Source organism: Methanococcus vannielii SB (assembly GCF_000017165.1).
Classification (GTDB): Archaea; AGJL01; Methanococci; order Methanococcales; family Methanococcaceae; genus Methanococcus; species Methanococcus vannielii.
Map to the genome: position 1 here is coordinate 1,634,098 of NC_009634.1, position 22,199 is coordinate 1,656,296.

At 29.1% G+C, this 22,199-nt stretch carries 23 protein-coding genes and 1 tRNA gene; 10 read left to right on the forward strand and 14 right to left on the reverse strand.

Translation table 11 applies throughout. The annotated features are described in order from the left end of the window. Positions 1–59: 59 nt before the first annotated feature. From MEVAN_RS08305 to modA, 3 genes are read right to left on the reverse strand one after another with little or no spacing between them, the layout of a single operon-like run. The gene (locus tag MEVAN_RS08305) at positions 60–773 is read right to left on the reverse strand and encodes a Rossmann-like domain-containing protein (protein WP_012066423.1); all 714 of its coding nucleotides are present in this window, start codon (positions 771–773) and stop codon (positions 60–62) included. Then, positions 760–1,560 (reverse strand): ABC transporter permease, encoded by an 801-nt coding sequence (locus tag MEVAN_RS08310; protein WP_012066424.1) that lies wholly within the window; start codon positions 1,558–1,560, stop codon positions 760–762. Before MEVAN_RS08310 ends, MEVAN_RS08305 begins: the two co-directional genes overlap by 14 nt. Before the next feature lie 12 nt (positions 1,561–1,572). Continuing rightward, a complete protein-coding gene (modA, locus tag MEVAN_RS08315; protein ID WP_012066425.1) occupies positions 1,573–2,346 on the reverse strand; it encodes a molybdate ABC transporter substrate-binding protein in 774 nt (257 codons plus the stop codon). Positions 2,347–2,876: 530 nt separating this feature from the next. Here modA and MEVAN_RS08320 point away from each other — a divergent pair. Next, a complete protein-coding gene (locus tag MEVAN_RS08320) occupies positions 2,877–3,467 on the forward strand; it encodes a TetR/AcrR family transcriptional regulator (protein ID WP_012066426.1) in 591 nt (196 codons plus the stop codon). Between the two features lie 52 nt (positions 3,468–3,519). After that, positions 3,520–3,987, forward strand: coding sequence for a hypothetical protein (locus MEVAN_RS08325; RefSeq protein WP_012066427.1), 468 nt, complete (start codon positions 3,520–3,522; stop codon positions 3,985–3,987). Between the two features lie 74 nt (positions 3,988–4,061). Here the strand turns inward: MEVAN_RS08325 and MEVAN_RS08330 are convergent, their stop codons facing one another. Beyond that, entirely contained in the window at positions 4,062–4,253 is a 192-nt protein-coding gene (locus MEVAN_RS08330; protein ID WP_048059188.1) for a hypothetical protein, read from the reverse strand. 144 nt (positions 4,254–4,397) lie between these two features. Here MEVAN_RS08330 and MEVAN_RS08335 point away from each other — a divergent pair, with 144 nt between their 5' ends. Further along, the gene (locus tag MEVAN_RS08335; RefSeq protein WP_012066428.1) at positions 4,398–5,027 is read left to right on the forward strand and encodes a ribonuclease H1 domain-containing protein; all 630 of its coding nucleotides are present in this window, start codon (positions 4,398–4,400) and stop codon (positions 5,025–5,027) included. 105 nt (positions 5,028–5,132) lie between these two features. Here MEVAN_RS08335 and MEVAN_RS08340 read toward each other — a convergent pair whose 3' ends face one another. Next, positions 5,133–6,254: a double-cubane-cluster-containing anaerobic reductase gene (locus MEVAN_RS08340; protein ID WP_012066429.1), complete on the reverse strand. Its 1,122-nt coding sequence runs from the start codon at positions 6,252–6,254 to the stop codon at positions 5,133–5,135. A gap of 208 nt (positions 6,255–6,462) precedes the next feature. Between MEVAN_RS08340 and MEVAN_RS08345 the strand changes: the two genes are divergently transcribed. Together MEVAN_RS08345 and MEVAN_RS08350 are read left to right on the forward strand one after the other, a co-directional pair. Next, positions 6,463–6,780, forward strand: coding sequence for a YbjQ family protein (locus MEVAN_RS08345; protein ID WP_012066430.1), 318 nt, complete (start codon positions 6,463–6,465; stop codon positions 6,778–6,780). Positions 6,781–7,001: 221 nt separating this feature from the next. Next, positions 7,002–7,568 carry a hypothetical protein gene (locus tag MEVAN_RS08350; RefSeq protein ID WP_012066431.1) on the forward strand — a complete coding sequence of 189 codons (567 nt, stop codon included), beginning with the start codon at positions 7,002–7,004 and terminating at the stop codon, positions 7,566–7,568. A 651-nt stretch (positions 7,569–8,219) separates the two neighbouring features. On the opposite strand, the gene MEVAN_RS08360 is transcribed toward MEVAN_RS08350, so the two are convergent. From MEVAN_RS08360 to MEVAN_RS08370, 3 genes are all read right to left on the reverse strand, one after another. Then, the gene (locus tag MEVAN_RS08360; RefSeq protein ID WP_012066432.1) at positions 8,220–8,483 is read right to left on the reverse strand and encodes a hypothetical protein; all 264 of its coding nucleotides are present in this window, start codon (positions 8,481–8,483) and stop codon (positions 8,220–8,222) included. Positions 8,484–8,587: 104 nt separating this feature from the next. After that, entirely contained in the window at positions 8,588–9,115 is a 528-nt protein-coding gene (locus MEVAN_RS08365; protein WP_012066433.1) for a hypothetical protein, read from the reverse strand. Between the two features lie 77 nt (positions 9,116–9,192). Beyond that, a complete protein-coding gene (locus tag MEVAN_RS08370; protein WP_012066434.1) occupies positions 9,193–9,741 on the reverse strand; it encodes a tyrosine-type recombinase/integrase in 549 nt (182 codons plus the stop codon). 1,272 nt (positions 9,742–11,013) lie between these two features. On the opposite strand from MEVAN_RS08370, the gene MEVAN_RS08375 reads away from it, so the two are divergent. The 5 genes from MEVAN_RS08375 to MEVAN_RS08395 all read left to right on the forward strand — a co-directional run bounded on the left by MEVAN_RS08375 (position 11,014) and on the right by MEVAN_RS08395 (position 16,936). Continuing rightward, positions 11,014–12,630: a DEAD/DEAH box helicase gene (locus tag MEVAN_RS08375; protein WP_012066435.1), complete on the forward strand. Its 1,617-nt coding sequence runs from the start codon at positions 11,014–11,016 to the stop codon at positions 12,628–12,630. A gap of 171 nt (positions 12,631–12,801) precedes the next feature. Then, positions 12,802–13,716, forward strand: a complete 915-nt coding sequence (locus MEVAN_RS08380) for a hypothetical protein (RefSeq protein WP_012066436.1) — start codon at positions 12,802–12,804, stop codon at positions 13,714–13,716. A 139-nt stretch (positions 13,717–13,855) separates the two neighbouring features. Beyond that, positions 13,856–15,493 carry a hypothetical protein gene (locus MEVAN_RS08385; protein ID WP_048059190.1) on the forward strand — a complete coding sequence of 546 codons (1,638 nt, stop codon included), beginning with the start codon at positions 13,856–13,858 and terminating at the stop codon, positions 15,491–15,493. 90 nt (positions 15,494–15,583) lie between these two features. Then, a tRNA-Ser gene (locus MEVAN_RS08390) sits at positions 15,584–15,668 on the forward strand. A gap of 149 nt (positions 15,669–15,817) precedes the next feature. Continuing rightward, a complete protein-coding gene (locus tag MEVAN_RS08395; RefSeq protein WP_012066438.1) occupies positions 15,818–16,936 on the forward strand; it encodes a hypothetical protein in 1,119 nt (372 codons plus the stop codon). Between the two features lies 1 nt (position 16,937). On the opposite strand, the gene MEVAN_RS08400 is transcribed toward MEVAN_RS08395, so the two are convergent. The 6 genes from MEVAN_RS08400 to MEVAN_RS08425 form a co-directional block, all read right to left on the reverse strand. Next, a complete protein-coding gene (locus MEVAN_RS08400) occupies positions 16,938–18,044 on the reverse strand; it encodes a DNA cytosine methyltransferase (protein ID WP_012066439.1) in 1,107 nt (368 codons plus the stop codon). Positions 18,045–18,101: 57 nt separating this feature from the next. Continuing rightward, positions 18,102–19,070, reverse strand: a complete 969-nt coding sequence (locus tag MEVAN_RS08405; protein ID WP_012066440.1) for a tyrosine-type recombinase/integrase — start codon at positions 19,068–19,070, stop codon at positions 18,102–18,104. Continuing rightward, entirely contained in the window at positions 19,063–19,308 is a 246-nt protein-coding gene (locus MEVAN_RS08410; RefSeq protein WP_012066441.1) for a DUF2540 domain-containing protein, read from the reverse strand. Before MEVAN_RS08410 ends, MEVAN_RS08405 begins: the two co-directional genes overlap by 8 nt. A 27-nt stretch (positions 19,309–19,335) precedes the next feature. After that, entirely contained in the window at positions 19,336–20,028 is a 693-nt protein-coding gene (locus MEVAN_RS08415) for a hypothetical protein (protein ID WP_012066442.1), read from the reverse strand. A gap of 107 nt (positions 20,029–20,135) precedes the next feature. Then, the gene (locus MEVAN_RS08420) at positions 20,136–21,371 is read right to left on the reverse strand and encodes a hypothetical protein (protein ID WP_048059191.1); all 1,236 of its coding nucleotides are present in this window, start codon (positions 21,369–21,371) and stop codon (positions 20,136–20,138) included. Between the two features lie 8 nt (positions 21,372–21,379). Beyond that, the gene (locus MEVAN_RS08425; RefSeq protein ID WP_012066444.1) at positions 21,380–21,871 is read right to left on the reverse strand and encodes a hypothetical protein; all 492 of its coding nucleotides are present in this window, start codon (positions 21,869–21,871) and stop codon (positions 21,380–21,382) included. Between the last annotated feature and the right edge of the window lie 328 nt (positions 21,872–22,199).

A 22,199-nucleotide genomic window follows, 5' to 3' on the forward strand; every position in this document is an offset into this window, starting at 1 on the left:
TTTTTTTTATTATAATTTAGTAAAATAAAGTTTAAAACCCCTAATAATTCTTTAAAGATTTATTTACCAAGTGCACAAAATCTTTCTAAACCCAGTATTTCTGCAGCACATGCAATAGTGGTTCCATAAAAAATTATTTTTTTACCGTATTTTTTTGAAAAATTTAAAATTTCAAAAAGCGTCTCGTTAGCTACGGTACTTCCAGTAGACAGTATAATGTCAGAATTTTCTACCAGATATTCGTTCATTTCGCCATGCATTATAAAAATACCCTGTTTAATTCTACCAATGTTTTCAAGATCCATATCTGTTGCAATTACATTCTCTTTTCCAAAAGTTAAAACCATCTGTTTTATTATTGCAGGGTGATACCCAATAATGCCAATTTTAACGTCTTTACCAACTGAGTTTAAAAGATAAGTTTCAAGTTCCTTTGCACAGAGCTCTGGTTCATCTTTGTTACAATGTTCAGTTTTTTCTATAATTTTTAAATGCCTCATCACCGCATTTAGCGTTGCTATTATCATAGGATTGTTTTTTGATGAGATTACATCTGAAATTTTACCTTTAAATTCGGCCAAATTATCTGTAAATGCATCTCCGACCGAATTTTTAAAGAAAGCACGTAATAAAAATTCTTTCCCATTCATTAGTGGATAATCATTAATTGTTTTTGATTTTAAATCTATATTAATAGGTTTTATTTCGACAGTTTCGTTTAAAAAGTTATTTTCTTTTGCAATTTTTTCCAATTCTAATTTAAAATCTATCATTTTTTTCACCATTATTAAAAATCATCTTTAGAATACTTAATATTGTTATTGCAACAACTAAAAATATAAATGAAACAGCAAGTGCCTTTTCAAAGTTTCCAAGAGAAATGTTTAGAAAAACCGCTATTGGAAGAGTTTCTGTTTTCATTTTTGTAGCCCCTGCAAGCATTACTGTTGCACCAAATTCTCCGATACTCCTTGCCCAAGCCAAAATTAGGCCCGTAAATATTCCATTTTTTGCCATTGGAAGTATTACATTTATAAAACTTTCATGACGTTTTGACCCAAGGCTTTGTGCAATTAGTTCATATTTTTCATCAATGCTTTCAAAAACCGACTTTGAAGTCCTAACTATAAATGGCGTTGCAACAAAAAATTGTGCAACAACGATTCCCTTTGGTGTAAATAAAACATCAATGATATTTTCAGAAATAAATCTTCCAAATTCAGTACTTCCAAAAAATACCAAAAGTGCAAAACCGGTAATTAACGGTGGAAGAATTATTGGAAGTTCTACAAGGCTATCTATTAGGAATTTCCCCTTAAATTCATATCTTGCAAGTGCATATGCTGTAGGGATGCCCAAAATACCGCCAAAAATTGTTGCAATACTTGCAGTTAATACACTTAATTTTATTGCAAAGTGTATTTCTTTGGATAATATTGCTGAAAAAAGTGTTTCAGCAGTTATATTTGAAATAATTGCCATTATAATTGAAATTATCAATAAACTGAAAATAAGAAGTGAGGAAAATGAAAAAAACTTTAAAAAATCATTGTTTTTCATAATACGCCCCAACTATTCAATTACCATAAATCCATGTTTTTTGAATATAGCTTTTCCTTCATTATTTACGTAATCGTAGAATAATTTTGAACTATCATAGTCTTTTGTTGTACCCAATATTGAAATGGGTACGGTTTTTATTATATTATATTCACTTTCGATTGGCACTATATCTACTGATTCGGGTAAGGTAAGTGCATCGGCTCTCCAAATTATTGCACAGTCAACTGTCTTTTCTGAAACATAGAATAAAACCTGTTTTACAGTTATGCCTTTTACAACAACGTTACTTTTTACATTTTTAGATATATTCCCATTTTTATCTGCTTTTTCAAGTATTTTTGGAAACACTGCACCAATAGCAATACTTTCTTCGCCAACTGCAATTTTTAAACCTTCTTTTTCTAAATCTCTTATTCCCTGAATATTTTTTGGATTCCCTTTTTGGACAATAATAACTGGAATATGCTTTGTAACGTTTGAATATTCTTTAATCATTTCTTTTTCTTGAAGCCGGTAAATTGTAGAATAGTCTCCAGGCATGAATATGTCGCCTTTATTTGACATGATAATTTTTGATAAAAGTGCTCCACTTCCTGAATAATCGTATTCTACTTTGATTCCGTATTTTTTTTCAAATTCTACGCCTATTTCATCCATTGGCCCTTGCATTCCTGCTCCAACATATGCATGAATTACTTTATCATTACTTAAATTACCAATACAGCCTGAAAATATGGCGCACAGGAATATTAACGACAATATTCCAAATAGTTGTTTTTTCATGATTTTCACCTGATATATCGGAATGTTATTTCCTTTTAAAATAAAATATACGGAAGTATCATTCTGTTTTAGTGTTCAATGTATTTATACTTTATCTAAAAAGCTATATTAAAATATATTTTTATAAATATGTAATTATTATTAATTAATTTTATGACAAAATAGTAATTAATAATATTTACATATATAAAAAGATATTTGTAAAGAAATTAAAACTAAACATAAAAAACTTTAAAAATGGAGTAAAATATCGTTAAAAAAGGGGGGAGTTAAAGGTTACCAGGGGTGGTTTTGATATTAAAAACAATATCCCTTTAACAATATATCCCCCATATTACTATTTTATTCAAACGATTTAATGTTTCCTATAACATTTTATTGTTAATATGAAATTATTGTTAATATGAAATTGTGATATCAATAAAGTAATTTATCTTCAAGATTATTTTTAAGTTAGGTATTCGAAAAATAAAACCAAAATTTATTTTAATAAGTATCGATGAAGTAACTACGGAACATGGGGTAAAAAAATGGTAACTCGTGAAATGATTTTAGAAAAATCAAGGGAGATTTTTTTTAAAAAGGGGTATTTTGAAACGTCTCTTTTAGAAATTGCAAATGAATGCAAAATTTCAAAGGGCGGGCTTTACCATCATTTTGAACGAAAAGAGGATTTGTTTATAGAAACAATGATTTTAGTCCTGCGTGAAAATGAAAGAATTGTAATGTCTTGCATTGAAAAAGATGGGCCGTTTAAAGAGGCAATAAAAGAATTTGCAGAAAAAATGTTATTTCTTCGAAATAGATATTTTGAAGAAGGTGTTGAAAAACATTCTAATTCATTATATTTGGGCCCCCTTTCAAATGCCATAAAAAGTTTCCCACAAATTGGGGAAGAAAACAGAAAATTGTATGGGAATATCTTTGAAAAAGTAGTAATCCGGATTAAAAAAGCACAAAAATTAGGGGAAATTCGAAAAGAAATAAATCCCGAAATTCTAGCAATTCAATTTTGTGCAATATTTGAGGGCCTTCCAATAGCTTCATATTATGCAGGTAAAGATTTTGATGAAGTATCTAAGTCACTTTTTAAGTCGTTATGGGATCTTATAAAAATTTAATTTTAAATAAAAATCCGGCTGGCCGGTATATAATAATTATACGGTGAAAAAAATGGAGCAGTTATTCGAATTTAATTTTTCAGTCCTTACGGATAATTCAAATAATTCTATACTAAGATGTCTTTCAAAATATGAAAAGGTGGAGAAAATTGGTTTTCAAAACATATCTCCAAGAGATGTAATGGAACTTTTTTATGAAACAATGTTTATCATGCAGATTTTTAAAAAAGAACTTTCTGAATTAAAATTCGAAGGTTTTGAAAAATGGGCTCTTGATATTATTGAAAAATTTAAAGATAGAGATTATGTTTCTCCAATTGATAAAAATTATCAAATATTTACAATATGGAAAAATAGGGAAGGTTTTTTAAAATACACTCTTGAAGATGTTAATTTACAGCTTGAAACTATCGAAGGTTTTGAAAAATCAGATAGCTATTTATTTCCATCTACTAAAATTTTCCCACATATTAAAAATGTACTTTTAAAAGTTATTGAAATTAATGGACTGTTTAATTAATATTTATTTAAGTTTTACGAATAACGTTAAAATTCATTTATTCCTCACTTTATTAATTTTCAAACTTTAAATATTTATTTCTTCATTTTTTGAAGTTTTAACTGTAAAATTATCCCGATTAATAAAAATAAAATTCCGAGATTTCGTAAAATCATGTATGTACTATAAAAACTGTTTTTAGGTTCATTTAATAATAATTCAAATAACATTGCAGATAAAAAGAATAAAAACGATATTAAAAACGATTTAAATGGATTAATTTTCAAAATATCACCTTCAAAGATAATTTTTAAATTTAGTAGTATACGTTTATTAAATTAAATGTATTATACAGGGCTACTAGAATATACTTTAGTGTAAAATACACAACTTATATAATTATCAGTATCAAAAAAGGAGCATATATAAAAATGGCAAAAATTTATGCAGTAAGGAACGGTAGAAAAACTGGAATTTTTGATACATTTGAAGAATGTGAAAAACAGGTGAAAGGTTTTTCAGGTGCAGAATTTAAGAGTTTTAATTTAAAATCTGATGCAGAGAAGTATTTGGATATAAATAATCTTTCAAGTTCAACTAAACTAGAAAATCTTAATCAAAACAGGATTTTGTATACAAATGAGGATTTAGACACCATGCACGCCTTTGTTGACGGGAGTTTTAATTTAAAGACTGGATTTTATGGCGCAGGCGTTTATATAATACATAATGATTTAAAAACTGAAATTAAACAAAAAGGGAATAATCCTGCTTTTTCAAAAATGAGAAATGTAGCAGGCGAAATTTTGGCAGCCGAGTTAGCAATTAAACATGCTTCATCTAAAAATGTGAAAAATTTGATAATATATTATGACTATTTTGGGATTGAAAAATGGTGCACTGGAGAATGGAAGACAAAAATGTTAGGTACTGCCAAATACCGTGAAATTTACTTAGAACATAGTGTAAAAATAAACATTAAATTTATAAAAATAAAAGCACATTCTAAAGAAAAGAATAATGAAATAGCCGATAGACTTGCAAAAGAATCGCTAATTTAAAATGTTAACTTTTACTTCTATCCCATTTTTGGTTTATAAAAGCTTTTTAAATGCTTAAAATTTGAAAACTGCCGAAAACTTACAGGGATTAAAATATTTTAAAAATTAAATCATTTCTAAAAAGGCCTCAAGCCTAGTTCGTAACTGTTCAATGTCATTCTCAGAATAATCGGTTTCTATCCTAATAATTGGAATGCCTTCTTTTTTTAGTTCTTTTTCAATTAAAACGCCTTCGATATTAAATGTATGGCAGTATTGTAGTGTATAGTATATAACGCCGTCAGCATTTTGTTCATTTACAAGTTCTTTAATTCTTTCCATCCTGATTTTATTGTTAAATCCTGAAGCACAAGATATTTTAAAATACCTTTTTGCAAGGTCTTCAATACTGTACCCATTAACCAAATTTTCAAATTTTCTTGTTCCAGTACATGTTTCTTCGCCAACAACAATTCCGCCAACTTCTTCAATTAAATCAACGATTTTAGTATTTCCAAAAACCATCGGGCACCCTGAAATCATAATTCTTTTCCCGTAATATCCGTAATTATTCTCAACTCTTTTTTCGAGTTCCAATATTAGTTCTTTTAATAGTTTAATTCGATCTTGTATTTTAAGTAGGGATAACTTTTGGAATAATTTTAATGAATCCATTCCATTTATTGGTGTAGGTATATTTTTCCTTAATTCATAAACTCGGTAATATAATTTTCTTTCTTCGTTTTCCCTGTCAATTACTTCTTTTAATTTTTCATCTGTAATCTTATTTCCAGTTATTTTTTCAACATATTCTTTAAAATCATGTACTTCTTTTAACCATAGTTCGTATGATCGTTCATCTTTAAAATGGGGAAGGTGTATAATATACAAATTTGAAAGTTCCATTAAGTGCTCAAACATTTTTTTCTTCCCATCACACGTGGTTTCGCCGACAATAACGTCTGCTAATTCAAAGTAAGGGCAATTTTTTTCTTTTATAAACCCGTAAGAAGACTTGATTAGTGGACAGATGTTTCTTGGTAAGTCTTCTTCTGCAGTAGCTATCGTAGACTCTTTTCCACCACAAAGTCCAACTGAAATTCCTCCCGACGCTTCAATAATTTCGGTTGGAACAAAAACACAAAATTTACCAAAAATTTTTTTTCCGCCTTTCTTTTCAAAAATTAGCTCTTTTTTTCTTGTAAAATAAAAGTCATCAATTTTTTTAATGCTTTTTAATTCATCCATTTTGCCCACCTCCTTTTTTTAACTATTTAAAAATTTACAAAGCATTAATGTATTTAAAATCATTTTTTAAAATTTTTTGTTAAAAGTATTCTGTATAAAACATGTTTTGTATAACTTATTTTATATAACATGTATTCTAAATATAATAATAATTTTTTAATTAATAGTAATGTTAAATTCTAATAACGTTATAAAAAGGTGATTTTACGTGTTAACTACAACTCAGGATAAATTTGAAGATTTTGAAATCGAAAAAACAATTGGCCTTGTGCGTGGAAATACCATTAGGACAAAAAATATTGGCTACGATTTAGTTGCATCGTTAAGAACAATTGTTGGTGGAGAAATTCCCGAATATACAAAAATGATGAATGAATCAAGAGAAGAAGCATTTAAAAGAATGATTCAAGAAGCACAAATGTTAGGTGCTGATGCAGTTGTCGGACTTAGGTTTGGAACTTCTTCAGTACTTCCCGGGTCAGCAGAATTTTTATGTTATGGTACTGCTGTAACACTTAAAAAATAATTCTTTTTTATATAATTTTATATAGTTTTACTTGCTGTTCATCTATTCTTTACCTATTCCAAAAAATATTTTATCTATTATTTTTATTCACATGTTTTTTTATATTATTGTCCATTTGAAGATTTTTTTAAGGTTTTTTTTAAAAATTTCCATTAAATAGTTTTTAATTAACAAAATTCCTTATATACTTCTTTGAAAATACTTTTAATGGGGGGAGATATATGGCAGACCAAAATAGAATATATTTTGAATCTAAACGAAAAGTTCACGAAAGCGTTCCAAAAATAATTGTAAATTTGGTAGTGGCGTTTGTTGTATGGCTTTTAGCAATTTTGGTATTTCAGCCACTAGGTGATTTCTTAGGAAATCCATTTATTTTTGGATTGGTTGGAATGAAGGCCTTAATTTCAGGAGTAGTGCTAATTGCACTTGTAATAATTCTTTTGAAAATTCTAAAAAATATATTGATGCTAACTGACGGTATTTCAGATATGATTGCAGTAAAATTCATGAAAGATAAGATTGATGAAGAAAAACTAAAGCATTATAGGTCTGGATTTAGGGGTTTAGGGTATGTACTTCTTGCAATAATTGCGTACATGTTTTTCCTACCGCTACTTGCAGGAATATTTACTGCACTTGCAGGAATTGTTTTAGTACTGCTTGTAATATGGGCAATATTCGTAGTGGTGCGTGTTGGAAATATTTTTTCAGAAGATATTGAGCAAAAGGCCGCAGAACTTACAAAAAAATTTGAAAAAACCGAACATACGGTTGATGAAGAGTAGTTATTATGCGAAAAGAACTATTATTACTACTTTCAATATTTTTTTGGGTATCTCTTGCGTATTTGATTGGGTTAAACCCCAATTTACTGTTATTTTTAACCAAGTATGCCCAAATAAGCACATGTGATGCATCATTACTTTTTGTGATATTGATGGTGGTTTTTTCAATAATTTCGGCCTGGAAACTAATATATGTAATTAAAAATTCATTAAAAGACTATTCAAAAGACTTTTAAATTACTTATTTATTTTAAATATTTATATAATATCTTATTTTTGTTATTTAATTATTATTAAATATTATTTTATATGATAAAATTAATATTTAGCATGGTTACGTAAACCTTATATACTCGAATTTTAAGAATATTTATTACCTCGGAACTAATAATTCCGGGGGTGTTGGGGGATATTAACGGTTAGAAACACGAAAAACTGTTCAAACGACTGTAAATTCAAACTAGCTTTTTATATGGGCGCTGATTTTCACCCCCATATAAAAACATGATTTAAAAATGCCCGAAATTATTTTTTATTTTTTTAAACAATTTTTTTAATATATAATAGAGTTATTTTTAACATTGCTTTTTTTATCCCTTTCTTTGCCCCTTTTCCTATTCATTTCCCATAAAAGTGAAGTTAATTTTTTATTTAAATTTTTTTTAATAACGGGTCTATCTCATCCCATATTTTTGAACATGGAACGTAAAAGCTTTTATCTGTTACAATAACTCTTAAAACTGAATTTCCATCCCATTCAGCCTTTAATTTTATTCCGTGCTGATTTGGGTCAATTACCCAAGGATTATTTCCACTAACTGCAATATTATGTTCCTTTAACGTTTTCATCATTACTTCAATTTTTGGTTCAGTAATGCCTGAATATTCATGGATTCCACACTTCCCATCTTCCATAATATCCCCTTTAAAATTTTTATATTCTATTAATTATAACTGGTTTTTTCAATTATATATATGTTGTCAATTAAATTACACAGATTTTTATTATTCTTAAATATTTAAACATTAATTTTCTTTTTTGAGTATTCTATTATTTTTAAAAGTACCTTTTCTGCCTTTTTTAGTTCATTATTTGATAGGTAAATTTCAAGTTCTAAAAAAAGCGTTTCAATATATTCACTGTATTTTTCCTTTTGTATTAATAACTCTTTATATTCATAAATCATTTTTCTAAACCGTTCCTGTTTTATTTTTTCCATTTCATCTTTTACATTATCCCAGATAGTTGATTTTTTTAAATCGTGTTCTTCTGCAATTTTTCGAATGCTTTTTCCATTTACAATTTCTTCAATAATTTTATTTTTAAGGTCTTTTTCAACCTTTTTTGGACGGCCAACAGCATCTGTAATGGATATATCAACACCAAAAATTAATAATCTGTTTAACGCCCCTTTATTTTTTCGTCCCATGTATTCATAAACGGATTTTGGCATTGTTATTTCGTCATAACCTTGTTTTATTATTAAATCTACTTCTTTTTTTGAAAGGTATTTTACAGTATGTATGGTTTTATAATTTTTTTCCATATTGCCCCCTATTAAGCTATAACTGATATTTACGTAAATTTAACCTCTAATATTTTATTTTTAATAGTGTTATTAGGCTATAAATCGTACCAATCCCCAATTTTATTAAGTTCTTTTTTAATATCTTCAACGGTAATTTTTAGATAGTGCATTGTAGTGTTTATTGATTTATGACGTAAGTATTTACTCACTTTTTCAAGCGGTACGCCGTCATTTAATAAGTGTAACGCCCTACTTCTCCTAAATGTATGGGTAGAAAATTCTTTATTTATTTTTGCAACTTTAGTGTATTTTTTAACTAACTCCCATGCATAAGTCCTGTTTTTAAATTTAAAAAGGGGGTCTTCATCATTTAAATTATTGTCTAAAATATGTCCGAAAATATCTGAATAAAGCCATTCAGGAATTACCGTTATTTCAAATCTTTCTGTTTTAGTATCTAATAGCTTACAAACACCTTCCTTTAGATTGATGTTTTTGACAGTTATAGTTAACAATTCTGAAACCCTTAATGCCATCCCGTATAGCATTTTAAAAAATAACTTATGTTCTTTAGAATCTATATTGTCTATGAATTTTTTTAATTCATCCTTAGTAAGCCAGTCCTTACAATAGTGTCTTACCATTTTTACCAACCAAACGCACCTAACGTATCTTAAAAAAAACTTAAAATTTAAAGACCAATAAAATAATCTACTCAAAATTTTATTCTTAACATATTATCATTTTTAAACTTTTTTTATCTATCTAATTCATTGTTTATATACGTTGATAGATCCAATTCCTAGTTTAAAGGCTTTTTTATATTTAATTAAATAAGTATATATTTAAATACGTAAATACCTATACATTTAAATATTTTTGTTAATTTATATACATTATATATAAAATAAATTATTTAAATATTTAAGAATTTAGTTATATAAATATTTAAGAATTTAATTATTTAAATTATTTGATTAATTAATTACCTTATTTTGTCCGGAAATTTTAAACCAACAAAATATTTAAATTGTTAGTTATATTAAAAAGTAAATTAGGACGAATTAAAACAAGGTATTTAGAATCGTTTTTAAATTTAAGAATTAAACCAAGTTAAAAAGAAGATTTTTTAATTTCAAGAAATCTAATGTTTTAATTTACTAATATTTTTAATTATATTTTGAATGGCCATAATATTGTAGTTATTCAAATATTCAAAAACTATATATTGTACTAAATAGAAAAATATAAGTGTAATTTACTTTTAACAAACGCCAGATAGCAATATGTCATTTTATCACACTGTTAATAATATGCATTTTAGCTGTTTAAGATAGTATTTAGGGAAGGGAAACACGGTGTTATCTAAATGAATATATATTAAAAATTTGAGATTAATAATTCGGGGGTCTTGTTAATCTTACTTTTAAAATTTTGCCTTTAAAATCACACTTTTTTACTTTTAAAATTTTTTACTTTTAATAACCGTTTAATATATTTTTAAGGTACTTTTAAGATATTTTTTAACAACGTAATTTTTGCAGTAGATAAGTAGATATATTAGTTTGTAATAGTGATATTGTTGGCGATGGATTGAATGTAAAATCCTTTTGGTCGGATATTAGTCAAAGCCCAAATTTTCTCCATGTCGTTATGAGTTCGGGGGTTTGACGTTTGCCCTTAAGAATCATAATTTGGAGTATGTTACTCTTTTTAAACAATTATGATTTTTTTGAAAAGGCCAGGCGAAACAGGTGTTTCGTGGGTTTTGCAAAATGTATCATACAAAAATCACGGGTTTGGTGATGGTTTTTACTTAACCTTGAATTTGTAAGGTTTTGCAAAATTATTAGAGTTTATATTCAAGCTCATTTTCTCAATGCAAATTTAAACAATAATTCTAAGAGGAATAAATTATGGACAGTTTTAGAAATTTAGGCTTATCTGAGGATATAATCAACGCTTTGGAGAAAAAAGGTTTTACTGAACCTACTCCTATTCAAGAAAAAGCAATTCCAATATTAATAAAAGGTGAAATGGATATTGTAGGTCAGGCACAAACCGGTACTGGAAAAACCGCCGCTTTTGGACTTCCAATTATCGAAACAATTGATACTAACTCTAGAAATACCCAAGCACTTATTTTGACACCTACAAGGGAATTAGCAATACAGGTTGCAGAAGAAATCGATTCTTTAAAGGGTTCAAGAAGATTAAATATATTCCCAGTTTATGGCGGTCAATCAATTGACAGGCAAATAAAAGAGTTAAAAAGGGGAGTTCAGATAGTTGTAGGAACCCCTGGAAGAATACTCGACCACATTTCAAGAAGAACAATAAAGCTTGAAAATGTTTCATACGTTGTTTTAGACGAAGCTGATGAAATGCTAAACATGGGTTTTATTGACGACGTTGAAGAAATTCTAAAATCCGTAAATACTGAAAAAAGAATGCTCTTATTTTCTGCAACACTTCCAGACAGCATTATGAAGCTTGCTGAAAACTACATGAGGGACTACGAAACAATTAAAGTTAAAAAGCAACAACTTACAACAAATTTAACTGATCAATCATTCTACGAAATTTCTCCAAGAGATAAATTTGAATTACTTTCAAGAATAATGGATACTGAAAAAGAGTTTTACGGTTTAATATTCTGTAAAACAAAAGCAGATGTAGATGACCTTTCAGCAAGATTAGTTGAAAGGGGCTACCCTGCAGAAGGTCTTCACGGTGACATGACCCAAGCACAAAGGGAAAAAACACTTGATAAATTTAAAAGAAGAAGAACAACAGTACTTGTAGCAACAGACGTTGCAGCAAGAGGAATTGATATTAACGAATTAACACACGTTGTAAATTATGATCTCCCGCAAAACCCTGAATCTTACGTTCACAGAATTGGGAGAACTGGAAGAGCTGGAAAACAAGGATATGCAATTACATTTGTAGAACCTTCAGAATTTAGAAAATTCAAATACATCTTAAAAATTGCAAAAACGGAAATTAGAAGAGAAGAAGTCCCAGATATAAAAGATGTTATCGGAGCTAAAAGGAGAAAAATAAAAACCGATATCAAAACCCTAATGGAATCTGGGAAATTCGGCGAATATGAAAAAATGGCTGAAGAATTATTGGAAGAGGGCGAAGCAAAGGATATAATTGCAGCGATTTTAAAACATGCATTTAAAGATGAATTTTTGGCTGAAAACTACAAAAAAATTGGAAAAAGTTCAAGTCAATCAAGTCAAAGGTCTGATTCCCAAAGTAACCGGAAAAGACAATCATTTGACGGGGAAAACATAAGACTCTTTGTTGCATTAGGAAAACTCGATAAAATGAATCCTAAAAAACTTGTAGAGTACATTTCTAAAAAGTCAGAAGTTAAAGGAAGAGATATTGACGAAGTAAAAGTCTTTGAAAAATTCTCATTTGTAACCGTTTCTTCTGAAAATGCAGAAACAATTATAGATTCGTTCAAAAACGAAAAAAGAGGAAGAAGAGCAATTATTGAAGTTGCATCAGCTAACTAATTAAACTCTTTTTTTACTTTAAATTATTTTAAAATTCTTTTTTTTCAAAATTTTACGTTATATAATATTCTTTTCAAATTTTAAAAAAAATTTACTATAAAATTCTTTTCGGAAATTTTATATTTTTGTTGAGCCTATTTTGAGGTAATTATATTTTATCGAGGGGATTTTATGGATTTAGGTACTAAACCTGCAGCAATCTTGGGATTTTTATCTATTGGCTGTTTTTTAGTTGTAATTTTTCTAAGTATCTGGTTATATCCTGAATTAAAGTTTTACGAACTTTTTCTAAACGGTTTAACAGGTTATGGCACGTTTGTCGCAGCAATCATGGCTGCTGTTGTACTTTATGAGATGGTTGATCAAAATGCAATGAATGAACAACTTACTGAAATGAAAAAACAGTATGCATTTAGTATCTCTCCAGATATTGTACCTCAAACCGATAATTTTTATTTTTTACATGCCCCTAATGGCGATTTTAAATGGTTCACTAAAGCGACTGCCTCAGAAATTGCGTATTTTTTTAGCATTAAAAATGCAAATATTAACTCTAATGAACGAAATCATATATCATTACAGGATTATGAAAAGAGAATTTCAATATTGCATAAAGAGGTCACCGATACAACTGCAAAATATTGGCCAACACCTTATTTGAGTTTTATCAATGTAGGACGTGGCCCCGCGTTTAATTTTATTGTAAAATATGATTTAGAACACTTAAAAAATCAGATAGAAAGCAAATTTAAAAACGAAGAAGTAACAATTACGGATTCAAAAATAAAAATTAACAATACGGAATATAACGTAGCCAATGAATCCCCTAAAATACTAACGCCATATTATTCAGAAGAAAATATCTTGAAACATGAATTTCCAAACTTTATAAATGAAATTTTTAAAATACTAATAAAAAACACATCAAATCAATATGACATTTCCCTAAAACTAAACATTGAATACTACGATATATATAACAAAACCCCCATTAAATCACCAAAATCATCTTTTGAATTGAAAATTTCTCCAGTTTTAAAAAATGACAATACAAGTATATATTCCGTAAATTTCAACACTATTTAACCACTTTACCTAAATTTTAAACCTAAAACTTTTTTTAAAATTTTAAAGGGTATTTTTAAAATAATTTTTTAATCGTAATATTTCGAAAATGAGATATACCTTTTTAAACATAGTTTTATCTATTTTAGGAGGGGATATTTTGAACACATATGATTTTGATTTAAACCTTCAAAAGGTATTTTACGACTACTTTAAAAATATCAAGGGCCAGAATTGGAAAAAATGGCTCGATATTTCTTCAAGTGAGGAATACGAAGAAGCAATTTTTAAAAATTCAGGGCTTTCAAGAGATATTTTAGATGAAATTTATACAAAAAAAACTGATCCAAAAGAATTTTCATTAAATCCTCAGATTTTTTTAAAGGAAAAACTTGAAAGTGACAATATTTCAAATTTATTTTCAAAAAATACTTCAATAGTATGCCATACATCAGGAACTTCAGGGGGAGATATTACTAAATTAAAGTGGTTTTTAATTTCAGACGAATTTTTAAATAGGGTATGGGTTCCCGGAATGCAAGCTATATTTGAATCAAGCGGACTATGTAACAATAAATCTGCGGTAATTTTTGTTCCAAGTAGAATTAAAGTTGACGGTTTAACTAAAATCGATGAATTAAATCTTATTCGTCTTTATACTTCTGAATTTTCTCAAAGAGTTGTTTTATCCCATATAAAACCACGTTCTTACTTAATTGATGAGTATAAAAATGCGACAGATATTGCAACAATTGCAAAAATACTTGCTCTTGACAATATTTCAGTGATATCCGCACCTGCTGCAACAATTATTAAATGGGCAGATATTGATAAATTAAAAGCAGGCCTTGAAAAGTCAATGAACAATAAAAATTGGAATAATATTGAAAATGAATTTTTTGAAACAATTGAATTTAAAAAACTTTATGAACGAATAGGAATTGATAATTTTGCAATAGAAATTCAAAAAAGGCTTTCAGAAGCATTAAAAGATTCAACTTTAATATTTAGCATAACTTCGCTTTCAAAGGATGAATGGGGAAAAATAAGAAATTTTATGGGCTGGAACGTCGGTGAAGAAAAGTTTACAAATCTCTATGTGGGGAGTGAAATCGGCCCTTTTTCAGGAGGAATAAATAAAGAGGATATGTATAGGATGTATGTATTCCCTTTAGTGTATCCAATAATTGAGCGAAAAGGAATAAAAGAGTTTATTTCAAAAACTAATGATAAATACGGTGTTTTACTTGTATCACGGCCTGACGTAACACCTTTGATAAATATTGATACGGGTGACGTTCTAACAATATTGGATAAGGAAGGTTTGCCAAAAATATCTGGTGAAATTTTACGTTCAGGATTTAAATTAAAATTAGAAATGAAATTAGAAGGCTTTCCAAATACTACGGAATTTTTTGCAGGAGATTATTTTGATATAAATGGAATAGAGGTATTCAATCCCCGAAAAATGGTTTCGTGCATGGGTCAAAGATTCGGAATTGAGAAAGATAACCCTGTTCTTTTAGTTGCAGGCGATTCCTACAAAATGATACTGCCACTTGAAAATAATAAAAATGCATTAATCGACAAAATAAAAGAAGAAATGCCATCATGTAATGTTGGATTGGATATTGAAGAAGCTATAAGAAATAAAAAATTATTAGTGGAATCTGGAAAAACGAATGTTACGTCATCAATTAGCCATTTAGAACTTTTAGAAAAGGTTAGACAGGGTAATTTGCCAAAAGGAGTTCTTAAAAAATGGCCTTTTTATGTTTTAAATATTCCGCAAGAATAAATATTATTAAAAATAATATTGAACCAATTTTATTTATTAAAAAATATAGAAAAGTATATATATAATAATTACCTTTATTATGTTGTTCGTGCGGAGATGGCCCAGTCTGGTACGGCGCGGGACTGCTAATCCCGTTACGCTCTGCGTAACCCGAGTTCAAATCTCGGTCTCCGCGTTTTTTTAACTTTGCGAAATTTTAGTGAAATAAAGCTTTTTTGTGGTTTTTTAAGATAAGTTACATTACAGGATTTAGTCCCGAACTGTTATTACGAACTGTTACGGGGCAACTTTCAGGACTTATGAACTTTGCTATCGGGGGTAACTATGGCAGATATAAAAACACATTTGAGGGAACTTAGTGTTATTGCAGGCATATTGTATACAATATCTGAAAAGAATATTAATGAGCTGTATCAAATGCACCCCAAAGACTTTTTTAAATATTTATCCTCAAAAATTTCAAATGACATTTCAAATGCATCAAATATTACCTATCTACCAGATTTTAACAATTACAAGTCTATAATGTGTAACGGTATAAATTTGGGGAAAAAAATAGTTGATTTGGGCATCGTTGATGATTATACTAAGATATATTGGTTGGGATCCGACTCACAAAAAAATGACCCTGTTGACCTTAAAGTTGGAAACACTGGTTTTTCATTAAAAGAGGAGAGTTATATTCTTGAAAACATGGGGTTATATAAATATTTGAATACGATGACAAATTCCAAGTTTGAGCGAGGTTTACATATTTTTGAAAATTTTGCAGAAGCAGAATATGCAAAATGGTTTGAATATACGTGGAATAGTATGTTAGGATGGTTAAAAACAAATAACAATATTTGGTCGTTAACAAAGAATGATAAAACTTCAGAAATTAAAATAGTGAATTCGGAAGTACAATTTATTATCAACGGTACCGTAATTTCAAAGTTACCTAATAGAAATATATCTGTTAAAGAATATATTGAACACACTGATTCCAAAAGCCGGGAAAAAGTGTTTTCAAAGTGGATTAATTCAAAATTTAAAAAAGACAAAAAATATATTGATTTAAAGAATATCTGTTCTCAAAAAGCAGGTTCTGAACTTTGCAACTATATATCTCGTAATTATAATCCCGTAGGCCTTGCTAGATTTCTACAAATTTATGAAAATGGATATTATTATGCAAAAACTACTGAAAAAGATATTGAAATATATTATGTGCCCAGCATATCGGAATTTGAAAAAGATATTGAAATTGATAAAATAGAATATAGTATTCCTAAATCACAGTTAAATATCATAACAACAGTTAAAAATAAAATTACTGGAAATTCTTTAGAATTTAGAAATGAATGTAGATTTAGCCACGGTCAATTCAATGGAACACCCGAAGCAAAAATGTATTATGGAAGGAATACGGATTTATCAGATATTTATGAAAAAAAATATTAAATTAGCTTTTTTTATTTTTCGTCAAAGTATGGTACAATGCCCTTGCAATATGCCACCCTAGTATCGGTGGAACAGCATTACCAATTTGTTTATATGCTTCAGATGCAGAAAATGGAAAATTAAAATCATCCGGAAACGACTGCAATCTTGCACATTCTCTAACACTTAATCTTCTCCAATACCCCATATCTTCAGGATCTTCATTATTATATGACCTATAGTGGGCTTCGATGTTTCCATGATGTTCAGCCCGTATTGTGATTGAGGGGCGATCTGCCAATATTTTATAATTACCTTGCATTTTTTTACCGGGGTAAAATTTAGCTTTAGAATAATCTTTTGAAGAATGATTAAATACCTCTTTTGAGTCTATTTTATCCCATAAATCGTCAATGGCTTCTTTTGACGTCATCCATTCAAAAAGTCCTTCATTACCCCTAACGGGTTTAGGATACATTATGTCCCCAACATAATCATTCCTGATGCCCATTATTATTACCCTTATTCTAGTTTGGGGTACTCCATAATCTGCAGTATTAAGTACTTTATAGGCTACTTGGTAGCCCGAGTCCATAAAATCTTTTAGGATAATGTCTAAGGCAGTAGTATCTTTTCCTTTAGAATTCGTTCTAATTCCGTCTACATTTTCAGCTACAAAAGCAATAGGTTTAATATAATCAATTACTCTTTTCATTTCTAAGTAAAGTCTACCTCTTTCAGCAGAAAGTCCTTTTCTTTTTCCAGCATGACTAAAATCTTGGCAAGGGAATCCCCCTATTACAATGTCTGCATTAGGGATATCTTCATTTTTTATATCCTTTATGTCTGCACAAACTGAAGAATGGCAAAAATTACTTTCATAAGTTCTGCATGCTTTATCCGATATATCATTAGAAAATATTATTTCATAGGGGTTATGTTCATAATGTTGTTTAAATATTTCAAAACCGCCTTTAAAACCCAAATCCATTCCACCACAACCACTAAATAACGAAATAACTTTAAATTTTTTGGCATAGTTAATGGGTTTCATAGTGTCAACTAATTTAATATTTTCTGTACTTATTAATTTGCCTTGATTTTTATGTATTTCATGGGATTTTTTCATCAAATTATTCACCAAAAATTATTCTAAATATGCTCATTACTGTATAGTACATTTTAATTATAATATTTTTTGAATATTTTTAATCATTTTTTCCTTTCTTTCCTTTGAATGAGAATAGAAAAGAGTTGTATCAAGTGATTTATGACCTAAATATTCTTTTACAATATCTATTGGTTGCCCCTTTTCAAGTAAATCAACAGCTCTGCCGTGTCTCAATGAATGAACAACGACTTTTTTGTTTGCTGGAATCCTTCCTTCTTTTTTCAATCTATCGACAGCTTTTCTAAAAATTTCCCCAATCCATCCCCTTCCGATAGGTTCTCCATCAGAATTTTGAAATAGCTTATCTTTAGATCCTTTTTTGACATTGTACTGGACGTAGTAGTTTATTACATCCAATGTATCTCTTGAACATACAACTGTTCTTTCAGCATTCCCTTTAGTATTTCTTAAAACGAATGTTCCTTCTTCAAGGTCTGAATCCCCGTATGTTAAATTTAGAGCTTCAGAAATTCTACATCCTGAATCCCAAAGAAATCGGATAATTGTTGCATCCCGGATTTTGGTTCTGCTTTTACTTTCAACAACGATATTTATTATGTCGTTTAAAAGTTCTGACGAAACCGCATCGTAGTGCTTTATTTCAAAACCTGAGAACCGTTTTCGCTCTTGGCTTTCTTCTTTAAAGTCTTTAAAGTTTTCAAGTCGCATGAGCCTGTAAAAGACCTTTAAAAGTTGGTAGTATCTATTTTGGGTATTTCTTGAAAGTTTTCTTTCCCGTTCCAAAAAGTTAAAAAATTTTACAAAGTCGGCATTTGTAAGTTCGTTAGGGGACTTTTCAAGCCGTTCAAGTACGAAGTTTAAAAATACTTTCAATCGGGTTATATCGTTTCCAATTGTTGATGTTTTAATTCCGTCAAATTCTCTTTCTTCTTTAAACTTGTTGAGCCATTTTTTAAGCTCAGGCGGTTCTTTTGAAACTTCTTTTCGAGGTTTTAAGAGCAGTTTATTTTTTAGGTCATTCATTCTGCTCAGCCTCGATGATTAAATAATTTACAAGAATGTTTGTTGCTTTTCCGAATTTGTCGGTAATGCCTTGTTCTTGTTTTGATAATTTAATTGTTCTTTTGTAGTTCTTTTTTGATTCAACAAGATTTTTTAGTTTTTCAGGATTTACGGATGTTAAACTTTCGAGTTTGTGAAGGTAGTACCTTAAAGCTCTTGAATCAACATCCTTTACTAAATAGAATTGTTGTTGTGTCATAATCCCACCAAAAGGGATTTCGAAGACTTATTTCTTGAAAAACTTTTTAAGTAATTTTTTTGCTATTTCGTCTAAATAGTATGCTTCATCATCTGCCCATTCGATGTTTAAAATGTCGATTTTACTAAAATGACCCGAATGAGTTATGGTATATACCAATCCTGAATCAGTTTTTCGTACTTTAAAGCACAAAAAAACTTTTTTAAATGGAATATCTAATGAGATAGTAATTCTTTCATGTTCATCCAAGAAATTTTCAAGACTTCGAAGTCCATCCTCCTCTTTTTCGCTATTTAAGAATTGCAAAGCCCGTTGTTTTGCAAGATTTAATTTTTTTTCATCAAGTACTTCATCTAAACTGTCTTCAAATTCGATATAGAATTCAGAATTTCCGTCATCCCATTCTTTTTCAGGTATTTTGAATTGAACTTCATTTTCATGTATTGAAATTATCCAATATTCGTATCCTACTTTAATTTTTTTAATTTTTAGGGCTAAACAATTGCCTTTTCTAGTCATTATTCCCAGTGATACGACAATTTCGCATTCGTCGTCATTTTCGCATTTTTGATCCAATATTTTTAAAACACTGCTTTCTTTTATTACCTTTAACGCCCTATTTTCAGCAATAATTAATTTATCTTCTTTAATTCTTGTAACTGAGAAGTGTCTTTTGAATAATACTTCACTGTCTGATTTTTTAACTTCAATTAATTCCATGTTATTACCCCATATTCAAAAATTCATGAATTGATGCATATATCATTTTGATTATTAAATATTGATGCTTTCAATCTTTATAGCTTTTTGTTATGGGGTTCATTTAATTACTCTTTTTTGGATAATTCAGTTCCGCTTAATCTAATTTCACCACATTTTGGACAGGTAATTTCAAAGTTAAGCGAATTTTCTTCCATTAATGTACCGCAAATGCATATTTCGTACTGTTTGAATGCAAGTCTTAGAAATTCAAGTTTTGAAGTTCTTACATATCCCTTTCCAAGTCTGTCTTTTTCTATAAATCCTTTACTAACTAGTTTTCTTCTCAAAGAACTGTTATCTCTGTTGAATGTGATATCTAATGATGGAGCAAAGATAAGTGCTTTCATTAGGCTTTCATCAACGTTGTAATCTCTTGCAAATTCGGAAATCAATTCGTCATTTGAAAGTTTTATCGGCTGAATTCCGTCAAGGCTTAAGCCGTAGTCATTTAAAACAACATCAATAAGCCTTCTAATTTCCCCTTGGAGATATCCCGGAGTTCCATTTTCATCAAAAGATTTTGCAAATTCTTTATGAAACGTTAGTTCCATTCTGGCAATTCCGGGAGCTTTTTGGTAGAATTTTAACTGGGATTTATACGACTTTAATTTTTTGTTAATATACGTAGTTCTTGTAAAGTCGTTATATTTTACAATGGTAGTTCCTTTGGCTTTATCCGTTAGATATTCGTATTCTGCAATATCCCGGTGTAAAAATTCCACTGGAACTTCAATCGAATCTGCTTTTATCGAGATATCGAACACATTAATATCTTCAGGACACAATTCAAGCTTTTTTAGAATATTAATATAAGATTTTTTCAATCCCCAAGTTATTTCGGGATAAAGTATTGAGAAATCTCGAAGGATCTTTTCATTGTCATTCATGTGAAGTGGGAGAAAGTTCGTATCGAAAAACCCATAGTCCGGTTTTGGAATATTATTTTCCATTCGGTACCATTTTATGAAGTTTACGTATGTTTTTGCGATGTGGGGTTCCCTTAAAGAAATTTTAATCCATGCAATTTCTTCGCCTTCAAATTTCATCAATGGAAAATGTAGGCCATGGGTAGCCCCCTTGTCATCGTACATTTGAACGACATATTTTTTCCATTTTTCAAAGAGTTCCTTTTTAAACTCCCTTTTATTCCCCATAATATTTTTTAATAGAGTTTCACTATGCAGGGTAAAGGAACAGCGGTCAATACAGATTCTGGGATTTGAACAAATCCCGTATTTTTTTGGGGTTATGTCGAGCCTCCTTTTTTCTCTCGATTTCCAAACTTTCATGGGTATTGCCAAGTTCCCACCTAATTTTTATTTCTTTCAGACATTTTGGAAAATACTCTATCCACATAGTCTTTAGAAATGCTCTTTCGTTCAGCAAGTAAGTATATGTCTTCCATCGAGTAATTTAGATTGCTATGTAAGTTTTTTAGTTCTGCAAGGGTTTCTAAATTAGTATTATGGTTTAAAAATGCCTCGTTTGACTGTATGAATTTATAAACGGACATTGCATCTGTAAACGATAGCATGATCTTTCCATTGTTGATTCCGCCCTTAATGAAAACTTTTCCGGGAATATCTAGATCCGGAATGTATTCATATTTTTGGACTTCTTTTCCATTTTTTTCTTCTTTTATCGGATTTCCAAACTCATCTTTCAATGAAACTGCAATACTTCCGGGTTGAAGCATAACATAAGCTTTTCCGCAAGTTCCAGATATCATTTTTTCAAGTTCTGCGAGTTCAGGTTCATCAAAGCCGATTTTTGGCTTTTTCAGTTCTTCAATTTTTGACAATTGTTCACCTCAATTATTTTTAATGCAATATGGTTTTAATGTTATACTGCATTACTACATTCATGATTAGTATTCATGCTTTAAAGTATTTAAAGTTAACTATAAAATCGATGGAAACAACGTAAAAGTAAAAAATATCGATAAAACGAGATTTCTTAAAACAAAGGACGTAAATCAATATTCTTAATCTAAATCCTATGCGTTGCAAAAAACTGCTCACGAATTTACGATATAAAATGTTGAAAAAACAGTTAAAAATCAGTAAAATTAAAACGAGTAATTCGGGGTTATTTTGTTAAAAATAAGGCCAGTTACAAAAAATTGTTCA

What these genes read in the sequence shown, in the direction of transcription:
- MEVAN_RS08305 (WP_012066423.1), bottom strand. Translation starts at nt 773, where the DNA reads ATGATAGATTTTAAATTAGAATTGGAAAAAATTGCAAAAGAAAATAAC.
- MEVAN_RS08310 (WP_012066424.1), bottom strand. Translation starts at nt 1,560, where the DNA reads ATGAAAAACAATGATTTTTTAAAGTTTTTTTCATTTTCCTCACTTCTT.
- modA (WP_012066425.1), bottom strand. Translation starts at nt 2,346, where the DNA reads ATGAAAAAACAACTATTTGGAATATTGTCGTTAATATTCCTGTGCGCC.
- MEVAN_RS08320 (WP_012066426.1), top strand. Translation starts at nt 2,877, where the DNA reads ATGGTAACTCGTGAAATGATTTTAGAAAAATCAAGGGAGATTTTTTTT.
- MEVAN_RS08325 (WP_012066427.1), top strand. Translation starts at nt 3,520, where the DNA reads ATGGAGCAGTTATTCGAATTTAATTTTTCAGTCCTTACGGATAATTCA.
- MEVAN_RS08335 (WP_012066428.1), top strand. Translation starts at nt 4,398, where the DNA reads ATGGCAAAAATTTATGCAGTAAGGAACGGTAGAAAAACTGGAATTTTT.
- MEVAN_RS08340 (WP_012066429.1), bottom strand. Translation starts at nt 6,254, where the DNA reads ATGGATGAATTAAAAAGCATTAAAAAAATTGATGACTTTTATTTTACA.
- MEVAN_RS08350 (WP_012066431.1), top strand. Translation starts at nt 7,002, where the DNA reads ATGGCAGACCAAAATAGAATATATTTTGAATCTAAACGAAAAGTTCAC.
- MEVAN_RS08360 (WP_012066432.1), bottom strand. Translation starts at nt 8,483, where the DNA reads ATGGAAGATGGGAAGTGTGGAATCCATGAATATTCAGGCATTACTGAA.
- MEVAN_RS08365 (WP_012066433.1), bottom strand. Translation starts at nt 9,115, where the DNA reads ATGGAAAAAAATTATAAAACCATACATACTGTAAAATACCTTTCAAAA.
- MEVAN_RS08370 (WP_012066434.1), bottom strand. Translation starts at nt 9,741, where the DNA reads ATGGTAAGACACTATTGTAAGGACTGGCTTACTAAGGATGAATTAAAA.
- MEVAN_RS08375 (WP_012066435.1), top strand. Translation starts at nt 11,014, where the DNA reads ATGGACAGTTTTAGAAATTTAGGCTTATCTGAGGATATAATCAACGCT.
- MEVAN_RS08380 (WP_012066436.1), top strand. Translation starts at nt 12,802, where the DNA reads ATGGATTTAGGTACTAAACCTGCAGCAATCTTGGGATTTTTATCTATT.
- MEVAN_RS08395 (WP_012066438.1), top strand. Translation starts at nt 15,818, where the DNA reads ATGGCAGATATAAAAACACATTTGAGGGAACTTAGTGTTATTGCAGGC.
- MEVAN_RS08400 (WP_012066439.1), bottom strand. Translation starts at nt 18,044, where the DNA reads ATGAAAAAATCCCATGAAATACATAAAAATCAAGGCAAATTAATAAGT.
- MEVAN_RS08405 (WP_012066440.1), bottom strand. Translation starts at nt 19,070, where the DNA reads ATGAATGACCTAAAAAATAAACTGCTCTTAAAACCTCGAAAAGAAGTT.
- MEVAN_RS08410 (WP_012066441.1), bottom strand. Translation starts at nt 19,308, where the DNA reads ATGACACAACAACAATTCTATTTAGTAAAGGATGTTGATTCAAGAGCT.
- MEVAN_RS08415 (WP_012066442.1), bottom strand. Translation starts at nt 20,028, where the DNA reads ATGGAATTAATTGAAGTTAAAAAATCAGACAGTGAAGTATTATTCAAA.